The sequence below is a fragment of the Microvirga sp. HS2 genome, assembly GCF_055792805.1.
This window is the reverse complement of the sequence record NZ_JBVVAJ010000006.1, coordinates 80,708-105,400: the sequence shown is the minus strand read 5'-3', so window position 1 is coordinate 105,400 and position 24,693 is coordinate 80,708. Positions and strand designations below refer to the sequence as shown.

Below are 24,693 nucleotides of genomic sequence, written 5' to 3'. Positions count from 1 at the left end.
AGCGTGACCGAATCATCGCCTATTTCCCTGCCGAAGCCTTTTCTGGGCGTGACGCAATCCGCCCTGGGACGGACCTGGATCGAGCGCTGCAGCGCCGCCCAGAGCGCGATCGCCCTTGCCATTGCCCAGACCCACGGAGTCCCGGATATCCTGGCGCGGGTGCTCGCCGGCCGCGGCGTGGGCATTCACGAGACGGAAGGCTTTCTGAACCCGCGCCTGCGCGATCTGATGCCCGATCCCCATGTGCTCACCGGCATGGAAGCCGCCGCCAACCGGCTCGCGGATGCCATCACGCGGGCGGAAAAGGTCGCCATTTTCGGCGATTACGATGTCGACGGCGCCTGCAGCGCAGCGCTCCTGGCCGAATTCCTTCGTGCCTGCGGCATCTCCTATGCCATCCATATCCCGGACCGGATCACGGAAGGATACGGCCCGAATGTTGATGCCATCCGGGGCCTGAAGGAGCAGGGGGCGGATATCCTCGTTACGGTCGATTGCGGCACGGCCAGCATCGAGCCGCTCGCCGAGGCGATGCGCCTCGGCCTCGATCCTGTCGTGCTCGATCACCACCAGGCGCCCGAGCAGCTGCCCGAGGCGCTCGCGATCGTGAACCCGAACCGCCATGACGATCTCTCCGGTCTCGGACATCTTTGCGCGGCAGGCGTGGTGTTCCTGTTCCTCGTCGCGCTCAACCGCGTCCTGCGCGAACGCGGATTCTTCCGGAACCGGCCGGAACCGGACCTCATTGGCAGCCTCGATATCGTGGCGCTTGCCACCGTGGCCGACGTGGTGCCGCTGACCGGGCTCAACCGCGCCTTCGTGCGCCAGGGCCTTGCGATCATGCGCAGCCGCCGCCGGGTGGGCCTCGCCGCGCTCCTGGACACGGCAGGGCTCGCGGGAGCGCCGGAATGCTGGCATTTGGGCTATCTCGTCGGGCCACGGATCAACGCGGGCGGACGCATCGGCGATGCGGCGCTCGGATCCCGGCTCCTGCTGACGGAGGATCCGGTGCAGGCCGGCCAGATTGCTGGGGAACTCGACCGTCTGAACCGGGAACGCCAGGCCATCGAGGTCGTCGCGGTCCAGGAAGCCGAGGCTCAGGCCATGCTGGCGCTCGAAAAGGCCCCTGATCAGGCGGTGCTCCTGACGGCCTCGGCCGAATGGCATCCGGGTGTCGTCGGTCTCATTTCGGCACGCACCAAAGAGCGTTTCCGCCGCCCCGCCTTCGCCTTCACGCTCAACCCCGACGGAATGGCCACGGGGTCGGGCCGCTCCGTCCCGGGCGTGGATCTGGGGCATGCCGTCCGTGCGGCGGTGGATGCCGGAATCGCCATCAAGGGCGGGGGGCACACGATGGCGGCAGGTGTCACGATTCGCGCTGCCGAGCTTGACCGTTTCCTGGCCTTCGTGACGGACAAGCTCAACGAGCCCGTCAGCACCATGCGCCTGAACGATCATTTTCCCGTCGACGCCACGTTGACCGCTGCGGGTGCGCAGCCGTCGCTTGTAACGGCGCTGGAGCGGGCAGGGCCGTTTGGTTCGGGGCAACCGGAGCCGATGTTCGTTTTTCCACAGCATCGCGTCTTCGAGGTGCGAGAAGTCGGGAGCGGCGGGCATATGCGTGTGAAACTGCGTGGGGGCGACGGCAGCTTCATCGGGGGGATCGCCTTCCGCGCCGCGGGCCAGCCGCTTGGAAACGCGCTGTCGGCTGCCATCGGAAGCCCGCTGCATGTGGCGGGTACGCTCTCCATTGACCGGTGGGGCGGACACGAAAAGGCCGAGCTGCGCATTATGGATGCGGCAAGGCCTGAATAATTCGAAACTGACGCTTGCGGTACGTCACGAACCCATCTATATGTCCGCCCACTTCGGAGGCGATGCCCTCCGAAACACAGCGCGCCCTTCGTCTATCGGTTAGGACATCTGCCTTTCACGCAGGAAAGAGGGGTTCGACTCCCCTAGGGCGCGCCACTCTTCTTCTTCCCTCAGAATGCGGTGTCACTGAGCCATCGAAGGCTTTTGCCTTCAGGCCGGGTTGCCCTTGACCTTCGTCACCATTTCCCAATTGTTGCCTGCTGCGATCAGACAGGCTTTGCCGTCCGGCATGGTCATGACCATCGTCCATGTGCCGGCCTGTGAGGCGAAGACCTCCAGCACCTGGTTGGGCTGAGCAAGGCCAATGCCGACAGGATCCTCCTTGTATTGATCGGAAAGCAGCTTCACGAGCTCGCTTCTGGGCCCGCAGGAGGTCTGGGCTTGCGCAGAGACGGCGGAGCCGACGAGAAGGGAGCAGCCGAGAATGGACATAGTGGCGAGGGATCGGTGGATCATGACACGTCCTAAGCGGTTTTCCCGCATGACCCTTGGTATGTTCTTCAACGCGCAAGTCTTCTAAAAAGCTCCATGCCCCCAATCGCAGCAAATTGTGCTGCATAACGGGCATCTTCACCAGGATTCCGGTGTCCAAGCGAGGCCCTCTCCCGCTAGAGTGAACCTGCCGAAGTTAAAGGCGTTTTCCCGCTACCTCCTTTTTTCGAGCGTTCCGCCATGCCTCGCTTCTTCTTCAACATCCGAGACGGTTACGATGTCGACGAGGACGACGAGGGGGTCGAACTGCCGGACCTGGAGGCGGCCCGCGCCGAAGCCATCGCCACGGTGGAAGAACTGCGCGAGGAGCTGAGCGATGCGGGCAATATCGAACTCGAGATCGTGGATGAGACGGGACGCCGCCTGTTGACGGTTCCGTTCTTCCGCGGCGGGCGCAGCGGCAAGCGCCGCTAGATCATACTTCGGCGAAGTCGATCCGGTTCGCCGCCGAAAGTGCGAAGGCAAGGACCAGAGCTGATCCCAGGCAAAGGGAAACAGCACTCGCCACCTTGCAATAAAGAAGCCCGGCATCTGCCGGGCTTTGCTGTCGTTCCATTCGTGCGAGCGCTTTTCAGCACTCGGTCGTCTTTTTCGTGGTGGTGTCGCCGAATTCGTTGGTCTTCTGCTTCGTCTCGGTCGTGCAACCCACGCCGGAGCCAGTCGTGACGGTCGTGGAGGACGTGGTGCTCGGCTCGCGCTTCTGCTCGATCGTCGTCTTGCTGCCGAGGACCCCTTCCTCCTTCTTGATCGTGGTCGTGGTGTCCTGAGCGAAGGCAGCCGTGCTGAGCAAGGACGCGGCAAGGACGATAGCCAGTCTTTTCATGGTGAGAACTCCTGTTGAAAGCCGTGCCGTGTGAACGCCTTATCCGTAAGGCGGTTCCTGCAAAGGTCGGAGGAGCTTCACTGGGAGCGCAGATCCTTCCATGCGCTCGCGAACGCGCGCGCATTGCGGGCGATGTCCTCGACGGTCATGGCGGGCGTGAAGAGCGCGGAACCCAGGCCAAAGCCGTTCGCGCCTGCATCCACATAGGATTTCATCGTGTCGGGCTTGATGCCGCCCACGGGCAGCACGATCGTGTCCTTCGGCAGGACGGCCCGCCACGCTTTGACGATGGCCGGGGGAATGCCTTCAGCGGGAAAGATCTTGATCGCGTCCGCTCCCGCCTTGAGGGCTGCGAAAGCCTCCGTCGGGGTGGCGACGCCGGGCGTGCAGAGCATGCGGTGCTCCTTGGCGCGACGGATCACGTCGGGATCCCCGTGAGGCATGACGATGAGCTTGCCGCCTACATCGCGGATGCCGTCGACCTGTTCCTGATCCAGAACCGTTCCTCCGCCGACGAGAACGTCGCCGGGCATGGATTTGGCTAGAATTTCGATGCTGCGGAATGGATCGGGCGAGTTCAGGGGCACCTCGATGATGCGAAAACCCGCTTCGACAAGGGCCATTCCGACAGCTTCGGCGGCATCAGGCCGCAATCCGCGCAGGATCGCCACCAGGGGAAGATCGGCGAGATAGTCCCGCAACACGACAGCACCTCTTCATGATGATTGGGGCAGGTTCTCGATCTTAACGCGGAAGCGGCGGGAGTTTTCCAGCGTCTTCTTGGCTCTTGCGTGCCGAGTTCACAATCGTCGCGCCCTGTGAACGGCCTCTCAGTTCCTGGACAGAACGTCGGCAAAGGCGTGGCCGCTCTGGGGGCCTTGGCCCGCGAGGCTCTGGTCGGAGGGCCGCTTTTTCGGCTGGATGTCGCAGGAGGCCTCGGATGCCGCACGGGGCAGCGCATCGGCGATATAGCGCACGACGCTGCCGAGCGTATCCTGGCCGTTGATCCGGTGTTCGATGAACCACCGCTCGAGGTCCAGGCCCGCATAGAGCTGCTCGACCCGCGAGAAGAACCGCATGAGCGTCCCGGAGTCGAAGCGGAGGTCCCGGGTCAGCGACATGTCCATGTCGACCTGAGGAGTGCCGCCTTCACTGACGGATTTGCAGATGTCGGCAATTTCACGCGCAACGTTCGCCTCCAACCGGTGAGACATGATGGATTCCTCAGGGCGGCTTACGTAGTGTCGGAGGAGAACGATATCCCGCATCGGGTCGCTACAACATAGCGCGTACATTGAATCGATGCATATTACGTTTGGGAGTTTGCAAAATCCCGTCATGGCCGCCGGAATTCGCTGAGCACCTGTCCGCCGGCCGGATCATGAAATCCGAAATGGACGAGCCGACATCAGGACGGATTGCGCCGCAGGCATTGCTGGGCCAGGCGGGATACGCGGGTCCTGTCATCCTCCGTCGTGGCGCCGCTGAGAACCTTCCGCCACAAGTCGCTTTCGCGCAGCCGGTCGGCCGTGCAGGAGCAGACGGAGCTGCACGTGGCCGGCTGGACATTCTGCGCGACGCAGGTTGCCACGCAATCGTTCATGAAGGGCTTCGCTTCTGCCCTAGGATTGGGGCCGGTGATCTGCAGCACGCCGTAGAGAAGCGCGAGCAGGACCACTTGGTGAAGGAGATAGATCGGCAGGCTCTTGCGTCCCGCCCAGACGAGGGAACGGGACAGCGGATCTCGTGCGCGCCAGCGCGCCAGGCGCAGGGTGCCGGCGCGCGGCAGGAGAAGGCTGCCGAGCGCGATCCCGATCAGAACCATGCCGAACCATGGAAAGATGGGCACGTAGTCGTTAGTCACCGGGTCCGAGGCGCCGAGTCCCAGCCAATCCAGGAAGGGTGCGTCGAGAGCGGGGCTCGTGAAAAGCGACGGCGCGGCGAGGCAGAATGCGGCGGCGACTAACGTAAGGGCAGGATGCAGCCGCAGGAAGGGAAGGGCCAGTACGCTCGAAACCGCGATGCAGTGGAGAATGCCGAAGAAGATGTAGCTTTCGGGAAAGGCGAAAAAGGTGACGAGGGTGACGGCCAAAGCCGCGCCTCCGACCTTCAGGAGGCGCCTGAGGAAGGCCCATCGGCGGAAGCCCTGCAGGTGGGCCAGGGTCAGTCCCACACCGGCCAGGAGCAGAAAGGACCCGGCGATGCCCCGCGCGAACCATCGCCATGCCGGAACCTGAAGAATGTTCGTCTCAATGAGCCGGAGGAAACTCAGATCCCAGCTGAAGTGATAGACGATCATCGCGAGGATCGCGACGCCACGGGCCACGTCGATGGCATCCCACCGCTGGAGCGCGGCGATGGGCGGATATCCCGCCGATGCGCCGGCTGGGGCGCGTCTCCAGGTGGTTCCGGCGTGGGATAGATCGTCGGTCACGGGATGCTGATCCTGTTGTTGAAGAATGCTTCTATCCCCATCTTCGGGGCATATATCAGTGACATGACCGAGAACATCGCCGCGTCAATCTCCGAATTGCAGGACATGATCCATGAGGCCCGGGTCGTCGTCGGATTCACCGGGGCGGGCATCTCGACGGAAAGCGGCATTCCCGATTTTCGCTCGCCCGGCAGCCCCTGGATGCGCAACAAGCCGATTCCCTTCGAGCTCTTTCTCAAAAGCGTCGAAGCGCGGCGCGAGGCCTGGCGCCGGAAGTTCGTCATGGACGACCTCTATCACGGCGCACTGCCCAGCCAGGGACATCTCGGCATCACCGCCCTCGTCGCGTCGGGGCACATGCCTGCGGTGATCACGCAGAACATCGACGGGCTTCATCAGGCCTCGGGCCTTTCGGAAGAGCAGGTCGTCGAACTTCACGGTAACGGAACCTATGCCAAATGCCTCTCCTGCGGGCGGCGCCATGAACTCGCTTGGATCAGAAGTCATTTCGAGGCGAGCGGGGATCCGCCCGCCTGCATCCATTGCGGGGGCGTTCTGAAATCCGCCACGATCTCCTTCGGCCAGGCCATGCCGGAAGAAGCGATGCGCAAGGCCCAGAAGCTCATGGCGCGCTGTGATCTCTGCCTGGTGGTCGGGTCGTCCCTTGTGGTCTACCCGGCCGCCGCCTTTCCGGCCTTCGCCAAGGAGAACGGAGCGCAACTCGTGATCGTCAATCGGGAGCCGACCCCGCTCGACGGCATGGCAGATCTCGTGGTCCATGCAGAAATCGGATCTGTGCTGTCGGTATTTCTTTCGTAATTTCAACGCTCTCGCCGTGTGCTCAAAAAATCATCGCATTTTGAGGCGCGTTTCCGGCTTCCCCTGATTCAGGACGATGTTATCCTCTTTTTAAGAATCGGGTTTTTTGATTCGAGTTCGGGTTTATTCATGACTAGCGATTTCGGCTCTAACTCCTTCAATCTTCGAGAGGAAAACTCCTCTTTCGATCAAGGTCGCCGCGAGGTCGCCCAGGCCCCAGCGGAGGAGAACTCTCTCGAACTCATTCATGTGAGCGGCCGGATCAAGTGGTTCGACGTCGCCAAGGGCTTCGGCTTCATCGTGCCCGACAACGGCATGCCCGATGTTCTCCTGCACGTGACATGTTTGCGCCGGGACGGTTACCAAGCCGCCAACGAGGGCGCCCGGATCGTGGTGGAGGCCGTCCAGCGGCCCCGCGGACTGCAGGCCTTCCGCATCCTCTCGCTCGACGAATCGACGGCCTTGCATCCGTCCGAGCTTCCGTTGCCGCGTACCCATGTTCAGGTGGTGCCGACGAGCGGCCTCGAACCGGCCGTCGTGAAATGGTTCAACCGCCTGCGCGGCTTCGGCTTCCTGACTCAGGGAGAGGGCAAGCCCGACATTTTCGTGCACATGGAAACGCTCCGTCGCTACGGCATTGCCGAGCTGAAGCCGGGCGAGCGGGTCTTCGTGCGCTTCGGCGACGGTTCGAAGGGCCTCATGGCCGCCGAGGTTCGCCTGGCTGAAATGTCCTTGCCGCACTCCCACTGACAGGTTGCGTTCGTGTTCCAGCGCCTCCGCCCGGTCCTTCCGGCCCTCGCTCTTGTGATCGCTTCGGCAGGGGCGGTCTATGCCCAGGCTTTGGAGGCGCTGTCGATCACGACCGACGGCGGGCAGAAGCACAGCTTCCAGGTCGAGGTTGCCCGCAACGATGCGGATCGCGCGCAGGGGCTGATGTTCCGTCGCTCCATGGCGCCCGACCGGGGCATGCTGTTCGATTTCGGGCGGGTCGAGCCGGTCTCCATGTGGATGCAAAACACCTACCTGCCGCTGGACATGCTGTTCATCCGTCAGGACGGCACGATTGCTCGCGTTGCGGCCAATACGGAGCCTCTATCAACCCGCACCATTTCCTCGGGCGAGCCTGTTCTCTCTGTCCTTGAGTTGAATGCGGGCACGGCGGCGCGACTGGGCATCAAGCCGGGCGACAGGGTGGAGCATCCGCTCTTCAGGCGATAGGGCAGGCGATCTCTGACTTTTCCCGCACTTCGGTAGAGCATTTTCGGCGAATTCCTCTTGTGTGGAAGCAGCTGGCAATGGGTTCCCAGCCAGAACTGAAGCGCAGCCCTCGAAGGGTGGTCGCAAACACGCCCTGTCCGGCTTGGTCTCGGCCGCAACCATGATTCGACCTGTTGAGGTCCGCTTGCCCGGGCATTTTGCCCATCCGTCCTCATCCGGGGCGTTTCTGAACAGGTGTCTGGGGCGGCAATCCAGGGCTGGGGCTCATACTCTGTTATTGCTCTGGGGTCTGCAACCTTGGGGCTTGCCTAGGGGTTCTCAAATCGATAGAGAAACCAAGCTGTTGAGAAACTCGGGGTGTAGCGCAGTCTGGTAGCGCATCTGCTTTGGGAGCAGAGGGTCGCGGGTTCAAATCCTGCCGCCCCGACCATCTCACCGGCCCACGTCTTGGAGAGAGTGCGAAAGACCAATGCCTGCTCGGATTTACAAACCCGCCAAATCCGCAACGCAGTCCGGCTTGGCCCGGACCAAGCAATGGTTGCTCGTCTTTGAGCAGGACAAACCCCGCGAGATCGAGCCCCTCATGGGCTGGACCAGCTCGGGCGATACCCGCCAGCAGCTCCGCCTGTGGTTCGACACCAAGGAAGAGGCCATGGCCTATGCCGAGCGCGAAGGCATCGCCTATCGGGTCGAGGAGCCGCACGAGGTCAAGCGCCGGACGATGGCCTATTCCGATAATTTCAAGTTCAATCGCGTCGGCCCCTGGACTCACTAAGGTCCAGTCCCCGGCTCGATGGCCCCTTAGCTCAGCTGGATAGAGCAACTGCCTTCTAAGCAGTAGGTCGCAGGTTCGAGCCCTGCAGGGGTCGCCATTTCGCGTCATCGGCGGCCGCACCGCCGCCCAGAGCCGCTTTCTCTTCAACGTTGATCTCATCTAGCCAGCTGCCGCTGCGGGTGTCGTAGCGACTTCCTTTGGCCGAGAGCGGCTCTACCGCGGGGTCGACTCCGCTGCGGCAGGCTCCGCCTGCGCCGCATTCGCCTCTGTCGAAGCGAGGGGCGCGCTCTTCAGGGTCTGCTCCCGCGCGAAGATGAACAACCCTGCGCCGACGACGATGGCGATGCCGACGAGCGCCATGGCGTCGGGCCATTCATCGAAGAAGAGGGCTCCGATGAGGAGCGCCCAGAGGATCTGGCTGTACTGCGCCGCTCCAAGACGGTCGGCGGGCGCATAGGTGGTCGCGATGACGAAGAGGGCCTGAGCCACGAAGGCCGTGGCGGCGAAAGCGATCAGGAGGCCCCATTGGGGCAGGGTCGGCCACGCGAAGCCCGGAATCATCAGGACGCCGGCGATCGCAGCCGTCCCGAGGAACACGCTTCCGATCAGGGTGTAGCGCTTTTCCGTGGTGCCGATCATCCGCCCCATGATCACGCCGCCGGCTGAGCAGAGCGCGGCCGCGATGGCGATCACGTGCCCCGGCAGGACTTCCCGGAAGCCCGGGCGGACGATCACGAGCACGCCGATAAAGGCTGCGCAGACGGCAAGACCGCGCCGCCACCTGACCGTCTCCTTCAGAATGACAATGGAAAGGACCGTCACGAGGCTCGGCATCAGGAACAGAAGCGCGAAGGCCTCCGCGAAAGGAAGCCTCGTGAAGGCCATGACGCTGAGGGGTGTCGTCACCGAGATGAAGAAGACCCGCAGCGCCATCAGCCACGGGCTCTTCCAGCGCACGAGATCGGTCAGCCTGTCGCCCGGCTTCATGAAGGCCGGCGAGAGCAGGAGGGGAATGAGATAGCCGAAAAACGTCACCTCGAAGGGATCGAGGCCATGGCCGATGGCCTTCACCACCGCATCGCCCCAGGCGAAGACGGCAAAGGCAAGGAATGCAAGGACGATGCCTTTGACCATGGGGAAAATGCTTCAAGAGGAGGGACTGCTCGCGCGCAGTCCCCTGATGACACGGACGATCGATAGGTGAGTTCTAGCGCGCTGCCAAGCGCGGGCGCCGCCGCTCCACCACAATGACCTTGGCGCCTTCGCCGCGATCGAGAATGCGGTCGGCGACAGCGGGACGCTCTGGCTGACGGGTTTGAGCCGAGAGCTTGAGAACCATGGGCCGAACCTCGTCCTCCGCCATGCCCATGAGCTGGGAGGCGATCTCGACTTGCCAATCGACGTTGTCGGTCAGTCCCTGGGCGGCGGCGATCGCCTCCTCCAGGGATGGGGGTTCAATGCGCGTGACCCGCCGGCCATAGCGGTTCGGTGTTTTCTTCGTTCCAAGCATTCCGCTTCTCCTGGGCTCCCCTTAGCGTATGGACCCGCCGTTCGCACAATGCGCTCGGGTGACGGCAGGGATGCGCCTGACGCAGACTTCGCGACGAGCCGGGACGACGCGGCTGGAAAGAGGCGCGAAATCATGCTTCCACAGAACGCGGTGGGGCGGCCGGTGTTTCGCGCCGAAGCAGAGGAAAGGTCACAATGGTGTTCACAGCCAAAATTCTCCTTCTCGGATCGGGTGAACTCGGCAAGGAGTTCGTGATCTCGGTCAAGCGCTATGGCTGCCACGTGATCGCCTGCGATTCCTATGCCCATGCTCCGGCCATGCAGGTCGCTGACGAGGCCGAGGTGTTCTCGATGCTCGATGCGGACGCCCTGAGAAGCGCCATCGAGAAGCACCGGCCCGACTTCATCGTGCCGGAGATCGAGGCGATCCGCACCGAGGTGCTTCAGGAGTTCGCGGACAAGGGCTTCACGGTCGTGCCCTCCGCCCGCGCGGCCTCCCTCACCATGAACCGGGACCGCATCCGCGAGCTGGCGGCGACGGAGCTCGGTCTTCGCACGTCCAAGTATCGCTACGCGGAAAGCCTGGACGAGGTGAGGGCAGCCGTGGAGCACACGGGGCTTCCCTGCGTGATCAAGCCGGTCATGTCCTCGTCCGGGAAGGGCCAGAGCACGGTGCGGACTGCCGACGAGCTTGAACGGGCCTGGAACGATGCCGTCGCCAATATGCGTGGCGATCGCAGGAAGGTGATCGTGGAGGAGTTCATCGCCTTCGAGTACGAGATCACGCTCCTCACGATCCGGACACGCGAAGGCGTATGCTACTGCGCACCCATCGGGCACCGACAGGAGCGGGGAGACTATCAGGAATCCTGGCAGCCCACGCCGATGACCGACCGGCTCCTCAGCGAAGCGCAGAACATGGCCCGCAAGGTCGTCGACAATCTCGGCGGCTACGGGATTTTCGGGGTGGAGTTTTTCGTCACCCGCGATGAAGTCATTTTCTCCGAGCTGTCGCCTCGACCGCACGATACGGGACTGGTGACGCTGCTGTCGCAAAACCTCTCCGAATTCGATCTCCATGCCCGCGCGATCCTCGGTCTCCCGATCCCGCACATCCGTTTGCGGGGCCCAACCGCCTCCGCCGTGGTCCTCGCCGATCGCGAGGCGGAGCGCTTCACCGTCGAGGGATTGGGGGAGGCTCTGGCCTTGGGCTCCGACGAGAGTGAGGTCGAGGTCCGCATCTTCGGCAAGCCGACGACACGGCCATATCGTCGCATGGCGGTGGCTCTCGCATCCGGAGGCACGGTCGAGGAGGCGAGAGCCACCGCCTGCGAGGCGGCGACGAAGATCCGGATCAGATACGAGGAATAAGAGGCTTCAGGCAGGACGGGATTCCCGGTCGAGAACCTCGGTCGTGCGGCGATAGAATTCCTCGGCCTTCTCCCGCGTCTGCGCGATGCAGAGCACGCCGAGCTTGCCGAATTCGGAGAGAGCGCCGATCAGGTGGAACATCACGCCCTGCTGGCTGGCGCCATCGAAATGAAGGCCGTTCAGGGCTGCGATGTCGATGAGGTCGGCGGGCAGAAGTCCGCGATACGCATCCGATTGCACGTTGTCGGAGGCGTAATAGCAGCGCGTCTGCCCGGAAGGTGTGAGGAAGGTGCCGGTTTCGGGGTCGTATCGCCCCTCGGTGAGGAATTCCAGCATGAGGAACGGGTGGGTGGTGCCGCCGCGGCGCAGATTGATCTCGATGGCGTAATGGCGCCACGCGTCGCCTTCCTTCACGGAGAGGAAATCGATGGCGAAGCGTCCGAGAACGCCCTTGGCCGCGAGAGCGCGGGCTACCTTTCTGCCGCTCTCCTGAATCTGGAGCCTGTAGTGCTCGTCCGCCGGAAACAGGCAGCCGAGAAAAACCTGTCCGCTTTCGCCGCCGAGAACCTGATCATGGGTGGAGACCGCTTCCAGCTGGCCTAGGGGATCGACGCGGAACTGCGCGGACGGCGAGCGCTTGAGGTCGCCTTCCACGAATTCCTCGACGATTCCCCCCATGCTCGAGAGCTTTTCCGCGAAGATCTCCCAGGTCATGTCCTTCGCCTCGAAGGCGAGTTGCGACAACTGGTTCTCGACCCAGCTCCTCAGGTCTGTGCCGTCGGGGGCGCCCTCATAGGAGAAAAGAGCGTTTCCTTCTCCGGAAAAACCTTCCTCGAGTTTGACGACGGCTCGCCTGATCCCGGGTCTGCGCGTCCTGAGCTCCACCAGGGCTTCGGTGATCTGGTCCACGCCGTGGAGATCTTCGAAGCCCTCCGGCATGTCGATTCCCGCCTCGCGGAAGATCTTGCGCGAGCCGCTCTTCGAGCCCCAATGCAACAGATCCGGATCGCAGCCGTAGATCGGCAGGTTCAGCCCGAGCGCGAGACTCCGTTCCTGTTTCGTCACGTTGAAGCAGATCATGTATGCGGAATCCGGATCGGGAATCGACGCGCGGATCCGGTCGAGAAGGCGAGGGCGCTCCAGAATCTTCGCCGTCAGAGGCGTGGAGGATCCGTCATGGCACGAGAAGAGGGTGAGGCGGCTGCGCGCATGCTGCGCCGGGATGCCGGGCAGCAGGTGCAGATAATAGTCGATGATGGATTCCGGGATCGGATAGCTGGAAACGTAGATGACGCGAGTGCGCGGCATCCGGAGCAGCATGAGGTAGCACAGCATCCGCTCCTCATAATGATGGGCGCCCGAGATGCCGGCGAGCACCTCCGAGTCCATGCTCAGGCTGGGAACGATCAGGATGGTCCTCGGCGCATCCGACGCGGCGAGCGGTTCGAAGATTTTTCCGAGCCGGGCCTGGAGCGTCTGAAAATCCGCCGCTCGCACATTCACCGTGGCGCCGATGGCCGTCACAGACGCGTATTCTGTTTCCAATCGAGTGCCCCGTTGCTCATGATACCGGGACCTTCCCGACATGATCCAAACCGGAACGCGTCTCACCAAGTTTTGTTGCGGCAAGGCGAGGCTTTGCCGTGAGAGATCTGGCGTCGGCCGGGAGGCGTCCTACATTAGGCTGGGCCCTAAGAGGCCGAAACTAAAGGGGAGCTGGGTGTCGCCTGGCGTAACGCATTGAAATCCATAAACTTCGAGTCTCTCTTCAACGCATCGCCGAATCCGTATGTTCTGCTCAATCCCTCGCTGGTCATCATGGGGATGAACGATGCGTATCTGCGTGTGACGATGCGCAAACGGGAAGAGCTCGTCGGGCGCGGCATGTTTGATGCGTTTCCCAGCGATCCGGACTCGGAAAGCCACAAGCAGCTCCGCGCTTCATTTGAGCGGGTCACCGACGAAAAGGTGACGGACCATCTGCCGCTCATCGAGTACGCTATTCCATTGCCTGATGGCCAGGGCTTCGAGACACGCTATTGGAGTGCCACGCATACGCCCCTGTTCAACGAGGCGGGAGAGCTGATCTCGATTCTGCAGCACACTGTCGATGTTACGGAATTGCACCATCTGCGAACCTTCGCGCAGACCTCGGTGTTCCTGTCCGGCCCATCCGCGCTGATTGAGACCGACATGTTCCGCCGCGCCCAGGCGGTTCAGGAGGTCAACCAGGTCCTTTCGCGGGAACGCCAGCACCTTCAGGAATTGTTCGAGCAGGCGCCCGGATTCATCGCGGCGCTCAGCGGGCCGGATCATGTGTTCACGATGGCCAACGCGGCCTATCGTCAAGTCGTCGGCCGCTCGGATCTGATCGGTAAGCCCGTGCGCGAGGCCCTGCCGGAAATCGTGGATCAAGGCTTCATTGACCTTCTCGATCGGGTCTATCGCAGCGGCAAACCGTTCGTCGGCCGAGGCGTGCGCGTCGTGCTCAGCCAGGGCTCCGACGACACGGCCGAGGAACATTTTCTGGACTTCGTGTACCAGCCCATTTTCAGCCGCAACGGCGAAGTGTCCGGCATCTTCGTTCAGGGCCACGACGTGACGGACCACAGGCGGGCGGAAAACGCTCTGCGGGAAAGCGAGGAACGGTTCCGGGCGATCGCCAATTCCATCGACCAGCTCATCTGGGCGACGCGACCGGACGGCTTCCACGATTACTATAACCAGCGCTGGTACGAGTATACCGGCGTGCCGGTCGGCACCACCGATGGGGCCGCTTGGAACGGGATGTTCCATCCCGATGACAGGGAGGGCGCGTGGAAGACGTGGCGCCATTCGCTCGAAACCGGCGAGCCGTACCACATCGAATACCGGCTGAGGCACCGCTCGGGTCAATACCGTTGGGTTCTCGGGCGTGCGCAGCCCGTTTACGACGAGGAGGGCCGGATCACGCGTTGGTACGGCACCTGCACGGACATTCATGACCTCAAGGAGGCGCAGGAAGAGCTGAAGGCGAGCCGGGAGCGCGCGGTTCAGTCCGAGGAGGAGACCCGCCGATTGGCCGGGATGCTGGCCGAACGGGTCGGGGAGCTCGATGCGGCGAACGACGAGATTCAGCGCTTCGCCTACATCGTGAGCCATGACCTGCGGGCTCCGCTCGTGAACATCATGGGTTTCACGAGCGAACTTGAGAACTGCCAGAACGAGATCGAGAAGTTCTACAAGAGCGTTTCCGGAACGCATCCGAACCTTGTTACTCCGGAAGCCCGCGCCGCCATCGAGGAGGATCTTGCGGAGTCGCTCGGGTTCATCAGGTCGTCGACGATCAAGATGGACAAGCTGATCAACGCGATCCTCAAACTGTCCCGCGAAGGCCGCAGGGTGCTGGCGCCGGAGCAGATCAGCATGAACAAGCTGCTCGATGCCCAGCGCCAAAGCCTTGCGCATCAGCTGCATGAGAGTGGGGCCGAGTTGATCATCGAAACCGTGCCCGATCTCTTCAGCGACCGCCTGGCCGTGGAGCAGGTATTCGGCAATCTCATCGACAACGCGGTGAAATACCTCGACCCGGCGCGCCCCGGCCGGATCGTAGTGCGGGGGCAGGATCTGGGCCTGGGTGTGCGGTACGAGATCGAGGATAACGGCCGCGGCATCGACGAAAGGGATTTCGAACGGATCTTCGACCTCTTCAGGCGCTCCGGAACGCAGGACCAGAAGGGCGAGGGAATTGGACTTGCACATGTCCGCGCCCTTGTGCGAAGGCTGGGGGGTAGCATCTCGGTCCAGTCGAGACTAGGTGAAGGCTCACTCTTCACCGTCACCTTGCCCAAGTACATCAGCATGAGTTCGGAGGCCGCGTAACATGCCCCAGCAGCAGCCCGTCACCATCATCATGATCGAAGACGACGAGGGTCATGCGCGTCTGATCGAGAAGAACATCCGGCGCGCTGGGGTGTGCAACGAGATCCGCACTTTCGCCAACGGAACGGCCGCGCTTGAGCACCTCTTCAACGACGGTGTGCGCAATTCCGGTCCCTTCCTGGTCCTGCTCGACCTCAACCTGCCCGACATGAACGGCGTCGATATTCTGGCGAAGCTGAAGAGCGACGAGACGCTCAAGCGGGCTCCCGTGGTGGTTCTGACTACTACGGACGACCAGCGCGAGGTGCAGCGTTGCTACGACCTGGGCGCCAACGTCTACATCACCAAGCCGGTCGAGTACGAGTCGTTTTCCCAGGCTATTCGCCAGCTTGGCCTTTTCCTATCCGTTATTCAGGTGCCTGAGACTCTGTGAGCGACACTCTGCCCATCCGCCTTCTCTACATCGATGACGATCCCGGTCTCGGGCGACTGGTCGAGCGCGCGCTCTCTCGGCATGGCTTTCGAGTAACCCATGCCCTAAGCGGCGACGACGGCCTCGCGCGGCTTGCCGCGGCGCCCTTCGACGTGATCGCGCTTGATCACTTCATGCCCGGCAAGGAAGGACTCCAGGTTCTGGCGGAAATCCAGAAGCTGCCTGATCCGCCTCCGGTCGTGTACGTCACCGGGGCCGACGAAGGGCGCATCGCCGTGGCGGCCCTGAAGGCGGGTGCGTCCGATTACGTCATCAAGGATGTCGGCGGCGTCTTTCTCGACCTGCTTCACTCGGCGGCGGACCAGGCTCTCGAAGCTGCGCGGCTACGCCGCGCCAAGGAAGCAGCCGAACGGGAGATGCGCGAGGCACGCGAACGGGCGGAGATGCTCATTCGGGAGGTCAACCACCGGGTGGCGAACAGCCTGCAGCTTGTGGCCTCGCTCGTCGCCATGCAGCAGCGTGCGGTCGCGGGCGATACGACTGCGCAGGATACGCTCGCCGAGACCCAGAGCCGCATCACCGCCATCGCCCAGATCCACCGGCGTCTCTACACCTCCAACGATGTCCGCTTCGTCGAGATGGACACCTATCTGGAGGGGCTGGTGGAAGAGCTGGAAGGCGCCATGCGCGCAGCCGGCCGCGAGCATACGATTTCGCTGACCGCCGAGCCCATTCCGATCCCGACGGACAAGGCTGTGTCGGTCGGCGTGATCGTGACTGAACTCGTCACCAATGCATTCAAATACGCCTATCCGGAAGGCGCTACCGGCGACATCCGCGTGATACTGGCGAATTCAGGCGAGCAGGTCCTTCTGTCTGTCGAGGACGACGGCATCGGCTGGACGGGAACAGGCCGGGTCCAGGGCAGCGGCCTGGGAACGAAGATCGTGCGCGCCATGGCCTCGAACCTGCAATCGGCCATCGAGTTCGACCCGCAACACACCGGCACGCGGGCCGTCCTGTCGTTTTCGATCTGATCGAGCCTGTCGAAGCGGGAGGCGGATCGACAGGCTCGCGCTCTTGCGGAGCTCAGATGACGATGAAGTCGGCGTAGGTCATCTTCAGGTTCTTGTCGAGCTGAGCGAACTTGACCGCAGCACCCTTGCCAGACCCGTCGGCATCATAAGAGAGCGCGCCGGTCTTGTTGTCGTAGATGATGTAGTCGTTCGCGTCCTTCGCCTTCGGACCGATGGTGAAGAAGGCCTTGTTCAGCGTGCCCGTCTTGGTGAGCTTCTTGAAGATGGCGTTCTCCAGGTGGATCGTGTCGTCCGTCACGCTGAAGGCGGTGATGGTGTCCACGTTCGACTTGGCGTTCAGCGTCGTGTTGAACACGAACACATCCTTGCCTGCGTTACCGTTCAGGAGATCGTTGCCCAGGCCGCCACTCAGCGTGTCGTTGCCGCTGCCGCCGCTGATGCTGTTCCGGCTGGCGTTTCCGGTGATGGCATTGTTCAGCTTGTTCCCGGTCAGGTTGATCGCAGCCGAGCCGGTGGTGAGCATGTTCTCCACATTCGCCTCGAGGACATGGCTGACCGACGTGATCACCCGATCCCTGGTGCCACCCGCGGACGTCTCGACCACCTTGTCGCCCGTGTGATCGACGTAGAAGGTGTCGTTGGCCGAGGTGCCCACGAGGGTATCCGCGCCTGCATATCCCCGCATCGTATTGCCGAGACTGCGGGCGACGCCGTTATCCGTCAGTGAGGACGATGACAGCGAGTCGGCGATGGAGAGACCCGCAAGGATATGAGCGGCGTCGACGACGCCGTTCACGCCGGTCCGGGCCGTGAAGCCGATCGTGGTCTTCTGGCCGGCATAGAGCGAACCGTTCCAAGTCGCATTTCCGAGTTCGTAGGAGACCCCATCGGTCCAGCTGGCCTCTGCGGTCGTGGCAGCGCCCCAGATGCTCTCGATCTGGAACCGGCTCTTGAGGAAGATGTCCCAAGCGTTGACGCTCTCTTTGGCCGTGATCGTGATCTCGGCTTGGAAACCGCCCCACCAGGTATTGGTAATCTTGATGGCAGCCTGAACTTCGTCCCCGTCCGCGGGGATTTCGTAAGAGGTGAGCAGGGCGGGCAGATCGATCCCCTCGGCATCGTCTCCGAAGATGAGGTCGTGGCCGCCGGCGCCATAGAGCTTATCCGATCCGGATCCTCCGACGATGATGTCGTCGCCGCCATTGCCGAAGCCGGTGTCGTTCCCGTCTCCGCCGATGATGGTATCGACGGTGTTGCCGCCATACAGCGTATCGTCTCCCTCGCGTCCGTTGAGACCGTTGACGCCCTCGTTTCCATAGAGCTTGTCATGGCCCCGGCCGCCGATGATCGTGTCGCCGTCGTTTCCTCCGTAGAGCAGAAGGGGCGCGTAGGGCGTCTTCGCCTGTGCTCCCGAAGCTGTCGGGGAGGTGGCACCCGCCGTGCTCTCGGCGAGCGCGATCACGTGGGCATGCGCGCGATCCAGGATCTCGGCGGATGAGAGGGTGCTGCCGTCGGCGAAGACGATGGCGATATCGTCGTAGCTCGGGCTGGGATAGTCGTTGAAGACAATCGCGTCACCGCCCTGGTCGAGGATGATCGCGATCTTGTCATGATCGCCCGTGGCAATCCGATTATCGACGGAGCGGACCATCGTGAAGGCGTAGACATCGGCCAGGGTGTATCCGGCGAGCTTGATCACGTCGTGCCCCGGCTGGAAGTCCCAGAGCAGATCGACGCCGTCGCCCGCCTTGTACAGGAAGGTGTCGTTGCCGTCGTTGCCGTAGAGATTGTCGCCGATCTTGATCCGCAGGCCGCCATCCCACGTAAGGGTGCCGTTGTCCGTGCCGCCAATGATCAGGTCGTCGCCGCCTTCACCCTGGATCTCGTCGTCTCCGAGTCCCCCGTAGATCGTATCGTTGCCGTCACCGCCCTCGATCAGGTCGTCGTAGGACGTCCCGGGCAGGGGATTGTCGGTGCCAGGAGCCTCGCCGTCCGACGGCGGAGAGGTCTCCCCGGGCTGGCTCGGGGTCTCGCCGATGTCCTTCGGCGTTCCCGTCATCTGCCCGATGAGCTTGAGGCTTAATTCCCGGCCCACGCCGTTATTGCTCACACTCGTCAAGCGCAGCCCGAAGTGCTGCTGCATCACGAATTCCAGACTCAAGGGCTGGGATGCGCTCAGCGTGAAGCTGGACTCGCGAATGTCGTCCTTGCCGCTTCCGGAAGTGCCGAATTCGATGCCGACATCGAAGGGGCCGACGGACTTGCCGACCTTGCCTTCCATCGTGACGTCCTTCTCGACCTGCATCACATCGTTGGCCTGGACGAGATAGGTCGTCACGTCGGGGCCCGTCACCATCAGGTCGGGCAGGAGAGCTTCATCGGATACGTGGAAGAAGAGGCCCCGTAGGTCGGCGATGTCCGGCGCGTCCTTAGGACCTGAGATGACGTCCGTGACCTTCACGCTGAACGTGAGGGTTCCATCCGCGGTTTCCGAGACAGTGATGAGAGCCCCAGGCTCCCCCTTGATGAGGAGGTCGACGCTGCGAAGGGACATTGAGGACATTGTACGCCTGTTTACTGACGCTTTGCCAATGCTCTCCTAGAGGAAAATAGTCAATCGATTTGCGTGCTTAAGCAGTCCTACGTATACGACATGATATGATGCAACGTTTAGCATTTCGTTGCTTTCGCGCATGCTTACTTGTGGTGCTCTTTCTTGTAAGCGACCGATGCAACTCTCGTCCGTATGGCGCTGGCGATCAGGCTGAGTTCGCGCTGGACCCGGTTCAGCCGGGACAGCAGTTCTCCGTCCTCCATCACCGGCAGGTTCGAGAGCCGCTCTTCCACCGGTGCTTCGCCGATATAGCGGCGTATCTCTTCCAGGGTGGTCGGGCCGATGTTGGGAACCGTCAACCATTGCGCGTCTGAGATGCTGGCGACCTCCCGGATCGTAGGACATCGTCCCTGAAACTCGGCGAGAACTGCGCCCCGCACTCGTCCCGAGCACTTCTCGATAGGAAATGGATCATCCAAACCCATCTCGGTTCCCCGAATCTCAACCGGTGATGTACTGCCTACTTGCATCGGCTCATTCCCGAACTTGGCATTACAGCTTCACATGCGTATCTGTTGCATGTGGAAAAGAGCAGAGTTCCTTAAGTTTATACAAGGCATGCTTGGGGAGTAGCCAAATCGGCTCGTGTGGCGAGTCTGTGGCAAGAGGGCGCGCCCGAGGCTGAAGAATGTGAATAATTCAGCTTCGGAACGCCAATCAGGCCCTGGAAGGCCGGATTTCTACGGCGGCAGCATCATGCCGGTCTCCCGGGCGCGGATGTGCCAGGAAAAAGCTTCTTCCAGGATATGGGGCGTGTGGCCACCACGTCGGGTCGCGCGCTTGAGATAATCCGCCGCCAGCTCGCGGTAGGTCGGGTGAATGCAGTTTCGGATGATCGTTTCCGCGCGTTCGCGCGGTGCCAGCCCGCGGAGATCGGCGAGACCGATCTCGGTCGCGATCACGTCGACATCATGCTCGTTGTGGTCCACATGCGTCACCATGGGCACGATCCGCGAGAGCGCCCCTTTCTTGGCAAGCGACTTCGTCACGAAGATGCCGAGATAGGCGTTGCGCGCGAAGTCGCCGGAGCCGCCGATGCCGTTCATCATGTGGGTGCCGTTGACGTGCGTCGAGTTCACATTGCCATAGATGTCGCATTCGAGCGCGGTGTTGATCCCGATCACGCCGAGCCGGCGGATGACTTCCGGATGATTGCTGATCTCCTGCGGGCGCAGGACCATCCTGTTCTTGTACCGGCCGATACTCGGAATCACGCGGTCGTGCGTTTCCTGCCCAAGCGTGATGGACGATCCCGAGGCGAACGCCAGCTTGCCTGAATCGAAGAGCTCGAAGGTGCTGTCCTGCAGAACCTCGCTGTACATCTTGAGGTCGTGAAATGGACTGTCGATGAGACCGTGGAGGACCGCGTTGGCAATGGAGCCGATCCCCGCCTGAAGCGGTCCGAGGGTCGTTCCCAGCCGACCCTTTCTCACCTCCGACTGGAAGAATTCGATCAAGTGGCCCGCGATGGCGGCCGTTTCCGCATCCGGGGCCTCGGTGGTCGCCGCGCTGTCGGATTTCTGCGTGACGACGATCGCCGCGATCTTGGTTGGGTCGATGGGAATGAAGGGAAGTCCCGCACGGCTTTCCGGCGACACGACCGGGATCGGTTCCCGGAAGGGGCGGCGGGTCGGGATGTAGATGTCGTGCAGCCCCTCGAGTTCGAGAGGCTGAGCCAGATTGATCTCGACGATGACTTTTTCGGCGAGGATCGCGAAGGTCGCGCTGTTGCCGACGGAAGTCGTCGGGATGAGCCCTCCGTCCTCCGTGATCGCCGAGGCCTCGACGATGGCGTAGTCGATGGGCCCGAGCTGGTGCGAGCGGAGCATCTCCACGGTCTCGGACAGATGCTGGTCGATGAACATGACCCGGCCATCGTTGATGGCTGCGCGCAGGGTCGGGTCGGCCTGGAAGGGCAGGCGGCGCGCCAGGACACCGGCCTCGGTTAAGAGCTTGTCGTTGTCGTTGCCCAGCGAAGCGCCGGTCATCAGGGTGATGTGCAGGGGCTCCGAGGCAGCCCGTTGCGCAAGGGCGAGCGGGATGGCTTTCGCATCGCCCGCGCGCGTGAAGCCGCTCATCCCGATGGTCATGCCGTCCTTGATCAGCATGGCCGCCTCTTCCGGCGACATCACCTTGCCCCAGAGCGTGTTGAGGCGAATACGATCGCGATACATCAATGAACCTATGCAATATCCAAGTTCGCCACCTGGGCAGACCCAACCTGTGTTTTTCTCACAGGGAAAGGCCCCCATGCCGGGTTCAAGCCTTAGGCCCGTCCAAGCTCGGCAGATAGGGCCTCGGATGCAGAGCTGCGTTGATTCTGATCAAAAGCCCTCCAATGAGAGAGGCCGAAGCACCAATTCCCGGAAGCCAAACGAAAAATCCGGGAAATCTCCCTGGGTTGGTCATTATTAGCCGGCAACCTTATTGTCGTTCCATGACAACGGGGCTAAGCAGAAGGTTCACCGCTTGTTCGTCGTTTGCTGAGGAATAAATGTCCGCCACTACCGTTTTGATCCACCTTCTCGGTGAGATTGCCCTGCTTTTGTGGGGCATCAACATGGTCAACAGCGGGGTTCAACGCGCCTTCGGCAGCGATCTGCGGTGGATCCTCGGCATCGGCCTGCGCACCCGCCTGCGCGCCTTTCTGGCCGGGGTCGGCGTAACGACGGTGCTGCAGAGCAGCACGGCCACGGCCCTCATGGTGGCGTCCTTCACCGCGGGCGGCGCCGTGGACATGGTGCCCGCCCTTGCCGTCATGCTGGGCGCCAATGTCGGCACGACCCTTATCGTTCAGGTGCTGTCCTTCGACATTACCCTGATCTTCCCGATGCTGATCTTCTTCGGCTACATCGGCTACAAGCGTGGATCGTCGAGCCGGATGAAGGATCTGGGGCGGGTCGCCATCGGTCTCGGGTTGATGTTGCTGTCGCTTCATCTGCTGAGCGAGACGATCCGGCCGATCGAATCCTCGGAAGTGCTCAAGAACGTTCTGGCGGTTATCGCGCCGGATCCGCTGATCCTGGTATTTCTGTCCGGGTTCTTCGCGTGGATGGCCCATTCCAGCGTCGCCGCCATGCTGTTCATCATGTCCTTGGCCACGGCCGGCGTCATCGACACGCATGCCGCGCTGGTGATGGTGCTCGGCGCCAATCTCGGCAGCTCCGTCAATCCGATGCTGGAGGGCCTGGGCGGCGATCCGGCCAAGTTCCGTGTGCCTTTCGGCAATCTGGCCATGCGCGTCATCGGTTGCGTGGCGGCGCTGCCACTGATCGATGTCGCTCTCGGCTATCTGACCATGCTGGAGTCCGATCCGGCCCGACTGGCGGCGAACTTCCATACAATCTTCAATATCGCGGTCGCCGTAATCTTCATCGGACCGCTGCCGTGGATCGCGAAACTGCTCACCAGAGCGTTTCCGGACAAACTGGTGGCCTCCGATCCGGGCATGCCGCAATACCTCGATAAGGACGCGCTGGACACGCCCTCGGTCGCCCTGTCGAACGCTGCCCGGGAGGTTCTACGCATGGCCGACACGGTGGAGATCATGCTCCGCAGCTCGCAGGATCTTTTCCGGGAGGATGATATCAGCCGCGTGGCGGAGGTGAGCCGCACGGACGACGTGGTGGACCGCCTCTACAGCGCCATCCGGCGCTATCTGAGCTCGATCAACCACGAGGCCCTGAACGAGACGGAAGCGAAGCGGCTCTCCGACATTCTAGCCTTCGCCATCAATCTGGAGCACATCGGGGACATCATCGACAAGAACCTGATGGAGCTGGCGGCCAAGCGCATCAAGAACCACCTGCGCCTGCCCAAGGACAGCCTCGACGACATCACCAACATGCACAACAAGCTGCTGGAGCACCTGCAGCTCGCCGCGTCCGTCCTGATGTTCCAGGACGTGGGCTCGGCCCGCCGCCTCGTGTCCGAAAAGGAGCGCTTCCGCGATATGGAGCGCGCCGTCACCCAGAAGCAGCTCGAGCAGATTCGCTCCGGCCGGACCGTGGGGGATACCAGCGCGCTCCAGCTCGACATCGTCCGCGACCTGAAGCGCATCGAGGCGCACATCGCGGCGACGGGCCATTCGCTTCTGGAGCAGAGCGGCCAGCTCAAGCCGAGCCGGCTCTCCTCCTGACGCCTCACGCGCGCGTTTCGTCCTTCAGGCGGCGCCAGTCCATGTAGCGGTGCGGCTCCGGCAGACCGATGTCACGCCTCTCGTGATCCGACAGGTGACCCAGGTCGGCTGTCGGATTGCGGGGCCTAAAGCGAAACGAGCGAAGCCACATTTGCAGACGCGGCCAAGCGCTCCCGACGCCGCGCAAGCGGCGGGCATCTTCGTACCTCATGACGATTTCCAGTGCTGTGTTCGGGGCGCCTCGGCCCCTCGTTCTTCGAGGGAGACAATGCTCCTGTTCGGGAGCCTTGACAAAATGAAAGGTAAGGGGCTGGCATAAGGCAGCCTTATGGATCGAACATGCCGAAACCAGTCTCCAGACTTCCTCCGATGAGTGCGGTGCGCGTCTTCGAAGCGGCGGCCCGGCATCAGAGTTTTACCCGGGCTGCGGAAGAGCTCGGCATGACCCAGGCCGCCGTGAGCTACCAGATCAGGATGCTGGAGGACCGTGTCGGCGCACCGCTCTTCGTGCGCATGCCCCGGCAGGTGACGCTCACCGCCAAGGGGCAGCAGCTCGCTCCCGCCGTGACGGAAGCGTTCGATGCCCTGCGGGCGGCCTTCGCCGGGGTCGCGGAGACGGCTCAGTCGATTCTCACCGTCACGACGCTGACGACGTTCGCCGCCAACTGGCTCATTCCTCGTCTAGGCCGCTTCCAGAACCTGTTTCCTCACATCGCGGTGCAGATCTCGGTCAGTCAGCATATGGTGGACCTGGGTCAAAGCGAGTTCGACCTCGCTATCCGGAGCGGGGAGGGCACATGGCCTGGGCTGGAGGCTCATCACCTCGTTCCCAATCGTTTCACCCCGGTCTGCAGCCCCGGTCTGATTCGCGGCGCCGAACTGACGAAGCCGACGGACATCCTGAAATTTCCGATCATCTCGCCGAGCGATCCATGGTGGAGGGAGTGGTTTGCTGCGGCGGGCGTGCCCGATGTCGACCTCTCCCGGCGTCCCGACAACTCGCTCGGGGTGCAGCAATTCGAGGGAATGGCCGCGATGGCGGGGCAAGGTTTCGCCCTCGTCAATCCGTTCTTCTTCCCGGACGACCTCGCCGCCGGGCGCCTCATTCAGCCTTTCGATCTCCTCGCCGAGTCCGGTCGCGGGTATTGGCTGGTCTATCCGAAGGGCCGCAGGCGATCGCCCAAGATCGAGGCGTTCCGGGACTGGATCCTCAGCGAGGTGGCGGGGATGCGGAGAGGGATCCTATCGCGCGCAAGATCAAGGCCAGGGCCTGAGCCCTGGCCTTGAGACGCTG

Annotated in this window: 24 protein-coding genes and 3 tRNA genes; 15 read left to right on the top strand and 12 right to left on the bottom strand. The window is 62.6% G+C overall.

The features are described 5' to 3' along the window. Positions 1-3: 3 nt before the first annotated feature. Both recJ and ACS5Q0_RS07735 read left to right on the top strand, forming a co-directional pair. Positions 4-1,815 (top strand): single-stranded-DNA-specific exonuclease RecJ, encoded by a 1,812-nt coding sequence (gene recJ / locus ACS5Q0_RS07740; RefSeq protein WP_473126036.1) that lies wholly within the window; start codon positions 4-6, stop codon positions 1,813-1,815. 81 nt (positions 1,816-1,896) lie between these two features. Beyond that, positions 1,897-1,971 (top strand) — tRNA-Glu (locus tag ACS5Q0_RS07735). A gap of 54 nt (positions 1,972-2,025) precedes the next feature. On the opposite strand, the gene ACS5Q0_RS07730 is transcribed toward ACS5Q0_RS07735, so the two are convergent. Beyond that, complete coding sequence (locus ACS5Q0_RS07730; protein WP_473126035.1) at positions 2,026-2,331, bottom strand: hypothetical protein; 306 nt, start codon at positions 2,329-2,331, stop codon at positions 2,026-2,028. A 216-nt stretch (positions 2,332-2,547) separates the two neighbouring features. Here ACS5Q0_RS07730 and ACS5Q0_RS07725 point away from each other — a divergent pair, with 216 nt between their 5' ends. After that, positions 2,548-2,781, top strand: a complete 234-nt coding sequence (locus ACS5Q0_RS07725; protein WP_473126034.1) for a DUF6894 family protein — start codon at positions 2,548-2,550, stop codon at positions 2,779-2,781. Between the two features lie 157 nt (positions 2,782-2,938). Here the strand turns inward: ACS5Q0_RS07725 and ACS5Q0_RS07720 are convergent, their stop codons facing one another. The 4 genes from ACS5Q0_RS07720 to ACS5Q0_RS07705 form a co-directional block, all read right to left on the bottom strand. After that, positions 2,939-3,190: a hypothetical protein gene (locus tag ACS5Q0_RS07720; protein WP_473126033.1), complete on the bottom strand. Its 252-nt coding sequence runs from the start codon at positions 3,188-3,190 to the stop codon at positions 2,939-2,941. A gap of 77 nt (positions 3,191-3,267) precedes the next feature. Further along, entirely contained in the window at positions 3,268-3,894 is a 627-nt protein-coding gene (locus tag ACS5Q0_RS07715) for a 2-dehydro-3-deoxy-6-phosphogalactonate aldolase (protein WP_473126032.1), read from the bottom strand. Between the two features lie 126 nt (positions 3,895-4,020). After that, positions 4,021-4,404 (bottom strand): acyl carrier protein, encoded by a 384-nt coding sequence (locus ACS5Q0_RS07710; protein WP_473126031.1) that lies wholly within the window; start codon positions 4,402-4,404, stop codon positions 4,021-4,023. Positions 4,405-4,598: 194 nt separating this feature from the next. After that, on the bottom strand, positions 4,599-5,624 hold the full coding sequence (locus tag ACS5Q0_RS07705) for an acetyltransferase domain-containing protein (protein ID WP_473126030.1): 1,026 nt from the start codon (positions 5,622-5,624) through the stop codon (positions 4,599-4,601). Between the two features lie 63 nt (positions 5,625-5,687). Between ACS5Q0_RS07705 and ACS5Q0_RS07700 the strand changes: the two genes are divergently transcribed. The 6 genes from ACS5Q0_RS07700 to ACS5Q0_RS07675 all read left to right on the top strand — a co-directional run bounded on the left by ACS5Q0_RS07700 (position 5,688) and on the right by ACS5Q0_RS07675 (position 8,533). Continuing rightward, positions 5,688-6,443, top strand: a complete 756-nt coding sequence (locus tag ACS5Q0_RS07700) for an SIR2 family NAD-dependent protein deacylase (RefSeq protein WP_473126029.1) — start codon at positions 5,688-5,690, stop codon at positions 6,441-6,443. Between the two features lie 129 nt (positions 6,444-6,572). Next, positions 6,573-7,193, top strand: a complete 621-nt coding sequence (locus ACS5Q0_RS07695; protein ID WP_473126028.1) for a cold-shock protein — start codon at positions 6,573-6,575, stop codon at positions 7,191-7,193. Between the two features lie 12 nt (positions 7,194-7,205). Next, on the top strand, positions 7,206-7,661 hold the full coding sequence (locus ACS5Q0_RS07690) for a DUF192 domain-containing protein (protein WP_473126027.1): 456 nt from the start codon (positions 7,206-7,208) through the stop codon (positions 7,659-7,661). A 353-nt stretch (positions 7,662-8,014) separates the two neighbouring features. Further along, positions 8,015-8,091: transfer RNA gene (locus tag ACS5Q0_RS07685), tRNA-Pro, on the top strand. Positions 8,092-8,130: 39 nt separating this feature from the next. Next, on the top strand, positions 8,131-8,436 hold the full coding sequence (locus ACS5Q0_RS07680) for an ETC complex I subunit (protein WP_473126026.1): 306 nt from the start codon (positions 8,131-8,133) through the stop codon (positions 8,434-8,436). 20 nt (positions 8,437-8,456) lie between these two features. Beyond that, positions 8,457-8,533, top strand: a tRNA-Arg gene (locus tag ACS5Q0_RS07675). Positions 8,534-8,649: 116 nt separating this feature from the next. Here ACS5Q0_RS07675 and ACS5Q0_RS07670 read toward each other — a convergent pair. Both ACS5Q0_RS07670 and ACS5Q0_RS07665 read right to left on the bottom strand, forming a co-directional pair. Continuing rightward, positions 8,650-9,570, bottom strand: a complete 921-nt coding sequence (locus ACS5Q0_RS07670; RefSeq protein WP_473126025.1) for a DMT family transporter — start codon at positions 9,568-9,570, stop codon at positions 8,650-8,652. 73 nt (positions 9,571-9,643) lie between these two features. After that, complete coding sequence (locus ACS5Q0_RS07665) at positions 9,644-9,946, bottom strand: hypothetical protein (RefSeq protein ID WP_473126024.1); 303 nt, start codon at positions 9,944-9,946, stop codon at positions 9,644-9,646. Positions 9,947-10,140: 194 nt separating this feature from the next. Here ACS5Q0_RS07665 and purT point away from each other — a divergent pair, with 194 nt between their 5' ends. Next, the gene (gene purT / locus ACS5Q0_RS07660) at positions 10,141-11,316 is read left to right on the top strand and encodes a formate-dependent phosphoribosylglycinamide formyltransferase (protein WP_473126023.1); all 1,176 of its coding nucleotides are present in this window, start codon (positions 10,141-10,143) and stop codon (positions 11,314-11,316) included. A 6-nt stretch (positions 11,317-11,322) separates the two neighbouring features. Here the strand turns inward: purT and ACS5Q0_RS07655 are convergent, their stop codons facing one another. Continuing rightward, entirely contained in the window at positions 11,323-12,840 is a 1,518-nt protein-coding gene (locus tag ACS5Q0_RS07655) for a peptide ligase PGM1-related protein (RefSeq protein ID WP_473126022.1), read from the bottom strand. A 216-nt stretch (positions 12,841-13,056) separates the two neighbouring features. Between ACS5Q0_RS07655 and ACS5Q0_RS07650 the strand changes: the two genes are divergently transcribed. The 3 genes from ACS5Q0_RS07650 to ACS5Q0_RS07640 are packed head-to-tail and all read left to right on the top strand — an operon-like array spanning position 13,057 to position 16,647. Next, a complete protein-coding gene (locus ACS5Q0_RS07650; protein ID WP_473126021.1) occupies positions 13,057-15,177 on the top strand; it encodes a PAS domain-containing sensor histidine kinase in 2,121 nt (706 codons plus the stop codon). Position 15,178: 1 nt separating this feature from the next. Continuing rightward, positions 15,179-15,610, top strand: coding sequence for a response regulator (locus tag ACS5Q0_RS07645; protein ID WP_473126020.1), 432 nt, complete (start codon positions 15,179-15,181; stop codon positions 15,608-15,610). Further along, entirely contained in the window at positions 15,607-16,647 is a 1,041-nt protein-coding gene (locus ACS5Q0_RS07640) for a sensor histidine kinase (protein ID WP_473126019.1), read from the top strand. Before ACS5Q0_RS07645 ends, ACS5Q0_RS07640 begins: the two co-directional genes overlap by 4 nt. 52 nt (positions 16,648-16,699) lie before the next feature. On the opposite strand, the gene ACS5Q0_RS07635 is transcribed toward ACS5Q0_RS07640, so the two are convergent. The 3 genes from ACS5Q0_RS07635 to ACS5Q0_RS07625 form a co-directional block, all read right to left on the bottom strand. After that, positions 16,700-19,201 carry a cellulose binding domain-containing protein gene (locus ACS5Q0_RS07635; protein WP_473126018.1) on the bottom strand — a complete coding sequence of 834 codons (2,502 nt, stop codon included), beginning with the start codon at positions 19,199-19,201 and terminating at the stop codon, positions 16,700-16,702. Positions 19,202-19,344: 143 nt separating this feature from the next. After that, positions 19,345-19,686 carry a hypothetical protein gene (locus tag ACS5Q0_RS07630; RefSeq protein ID WP_473126017.1) on the bottom strand — a complete coding sequence of 114 codons (342 nt, stop codon included), beginning with the start codon at positions 19,684-19,686 and terminating at the stop codon, positions 19,345-19,347. A 255-nt stretch (positions 19,687-19,941) separates the two neighbouring features. Beyond that, positions 19,942-21,435 carry an acetyl-CoA hydrolase/transferase family protein gene (locus ACS5Q0_RS07625; protein WP_473126016.1) on the bottom strand — a complete coding sequence of 498 codons (1,494 nt, stop codon included), beginning with the start codon at positions 21,433-21,435 and terminating at the stop codon, positions 19,942-19,944. A gap of 320 nt (positions 21,436-21,755) precedes the next feature. On the opposite strand from ACS5Q0_RS07625, the gene ACS5Q0_RS07620 reads away from it, so the two are divergent. Next, positions 21,756-23,399, top strand: a complete 1,644-nt coding sequence (locus ACS5Q0_RS07620; protein ID WP_473126015.1) for a Na/Pi cotransporter family protein — start codon at positions 21,756-21,758, stop codon at positions 23,397-23,399. A gap of 4 nt (positions 23,400-23,403) precedes the next feature. On the opposite strand, the gene ACS5Q0_RS07615 is transcribed toward ACS5Q0_RS07620, so the two are convergent. Beyond that, positions 23,404-23,610 (bottom strand): hypothetical protein, encoded by a 207-nt coding sequence (locus tag ACS5Q0_RS07615; RefSeq protein ID WP_473126014.1) that lies wholly within the window; start codon positions 23,608-23,610, stop codon positions 23,404-23,406. Between the two features lie 128 nt (positions 23,611-23,738). Between ACS5Q0_RS07615 and gcvA the strand changes: the two genes are divergently transcribed. Beyond that, complete coding sequence (gene gcvA, locus ACS5Q0_RS07610; protein WP_473126013.1) at positions 23,739-24,686, top strand: transcriptional regulator GcvA; 948 nt, start codon at positions 23,739-23,741, stop codon at positions 24,684-24,686. Positions 24,687-24,693: the final 7 nt, after the last annotated feature.

Coding starts and splice junctions, on each gene's coding strand:
- ACS5Q0_RS07695 (WP_473126028.1), top strand. CDS start 6,573: ATGACTAGCGATTTCGGCTCTAACTCCTTCAATCTTCGAGAGGAAAAC.
- ACS5Q0_RS07630 (WP_473126017.1), bottom strand. CDS start 19,686: ATGGGTTTGGATGATCCATTTCCTATCGAGAAGTGCTCGGGACGAGTG.
- ACS5Q0_RS07725 (WP_473126034.1), top strand. CDS start 2,548: ATGCCTCGCTTCTTCTTCAACATCCGAGACGGTTACGATGTCGACGAG.
- ACS5Q0_RS07615 (WP_473126014.1), bottom strand. CDS start 23,610: ATGAGGTACGAAGATGCCCGCCGCTTGCGCGGCGTCGGGAGCGCTTGG.
- ACS5Q0_RS07710 (WP_473126031.1), bottom strand. CDS start 4,404: ATGTCTCACCGGTTGGAGGCGAACGTTGCGCGTGAAATTGCCGACATC.
- ACS5Q0_RS07720 (WP_473126033.1), bottom strand. CDS start 3,190: ATGAAAAGACTGGCTATCGTCCTTGCCGCGTCCTTGCTCAGCACGGCT.
- ACS5Q0_RS07665 (WP_473126024.1), bottom strand. CDS start 9,946: ATGCTTGGAACGAAGAAAACACCGAACCGCTATGGCCGGCGGGTCACG.
- ACS5Q0_RS07670 (WP_473126025.1), bottom strand. CDS start 9,570: ATGGTCAAAGGCATCGTCCTTGCATTCCTTGCCTTTGCCGTCTTCGCC.
- gcvA (WP_473126013.1), top strand. CDS start 23,739: ATGCCGAAACCAGTCTCCAGACTTCCTCCGATGAGTGCGGTGCGCGTC.
- ACS5Q0_RS07700 (WP_473126029.1), top strand. CDS start 5,688: ATGACCGAGAACATCGCCGCGTCAATCTCCGAATTGCAGGACATGATC.
- ACS5Q0_RS07730 (WP_473126035.1), bottom strand. CDS start 2,331: ATGATCCACCGATCCCTCGCCACTATGTCCATTCTCGGCTGCTCCCTT.
- ACS5Q0_RS07620 (WP_473126015.1), top strand. CDS start 21,756: ATGTCCGCCACTACCGTTTTGATCCACCTTCTCGGTGAGATTGCCCTG.
- purT (WP_473126023.1), top strand. CDS start 10,141: ATGGTGTTCACAGCCAAAATTCTCCTTCTCGGATCGGGTGAACTCGGC.
- ACS5Q0_RS07635 (WP_473126018.1), bottom strand. CDS start 19,201: ATGTCCCTTCGCAGCGTCGACCTCCTCATCAAGGGGGAGCCTGGGGCT.
- ACS5Q0_RS07625 (WP_473126016.1), bottom strand. CDS start 21,435: ATGTATCGCGATCGTATTCGCCTCAACACGCTCTGGGGCAAGGTGATG.
- ACS5Q0_RS07645 (WP_473126020.1), top strand. CDS start 15,179: ATGCCCCAGCAGCAGCCCGTCACCATCATCATGATCGAAGACGACGAG.
- ACS5Q0_RS07680 (WP_473126026.1), top strand. CDS start 8,131: ATGCCTGCTCGGATTTACAAACCCGCCAAATCCGCAACGCAGTCCGGC.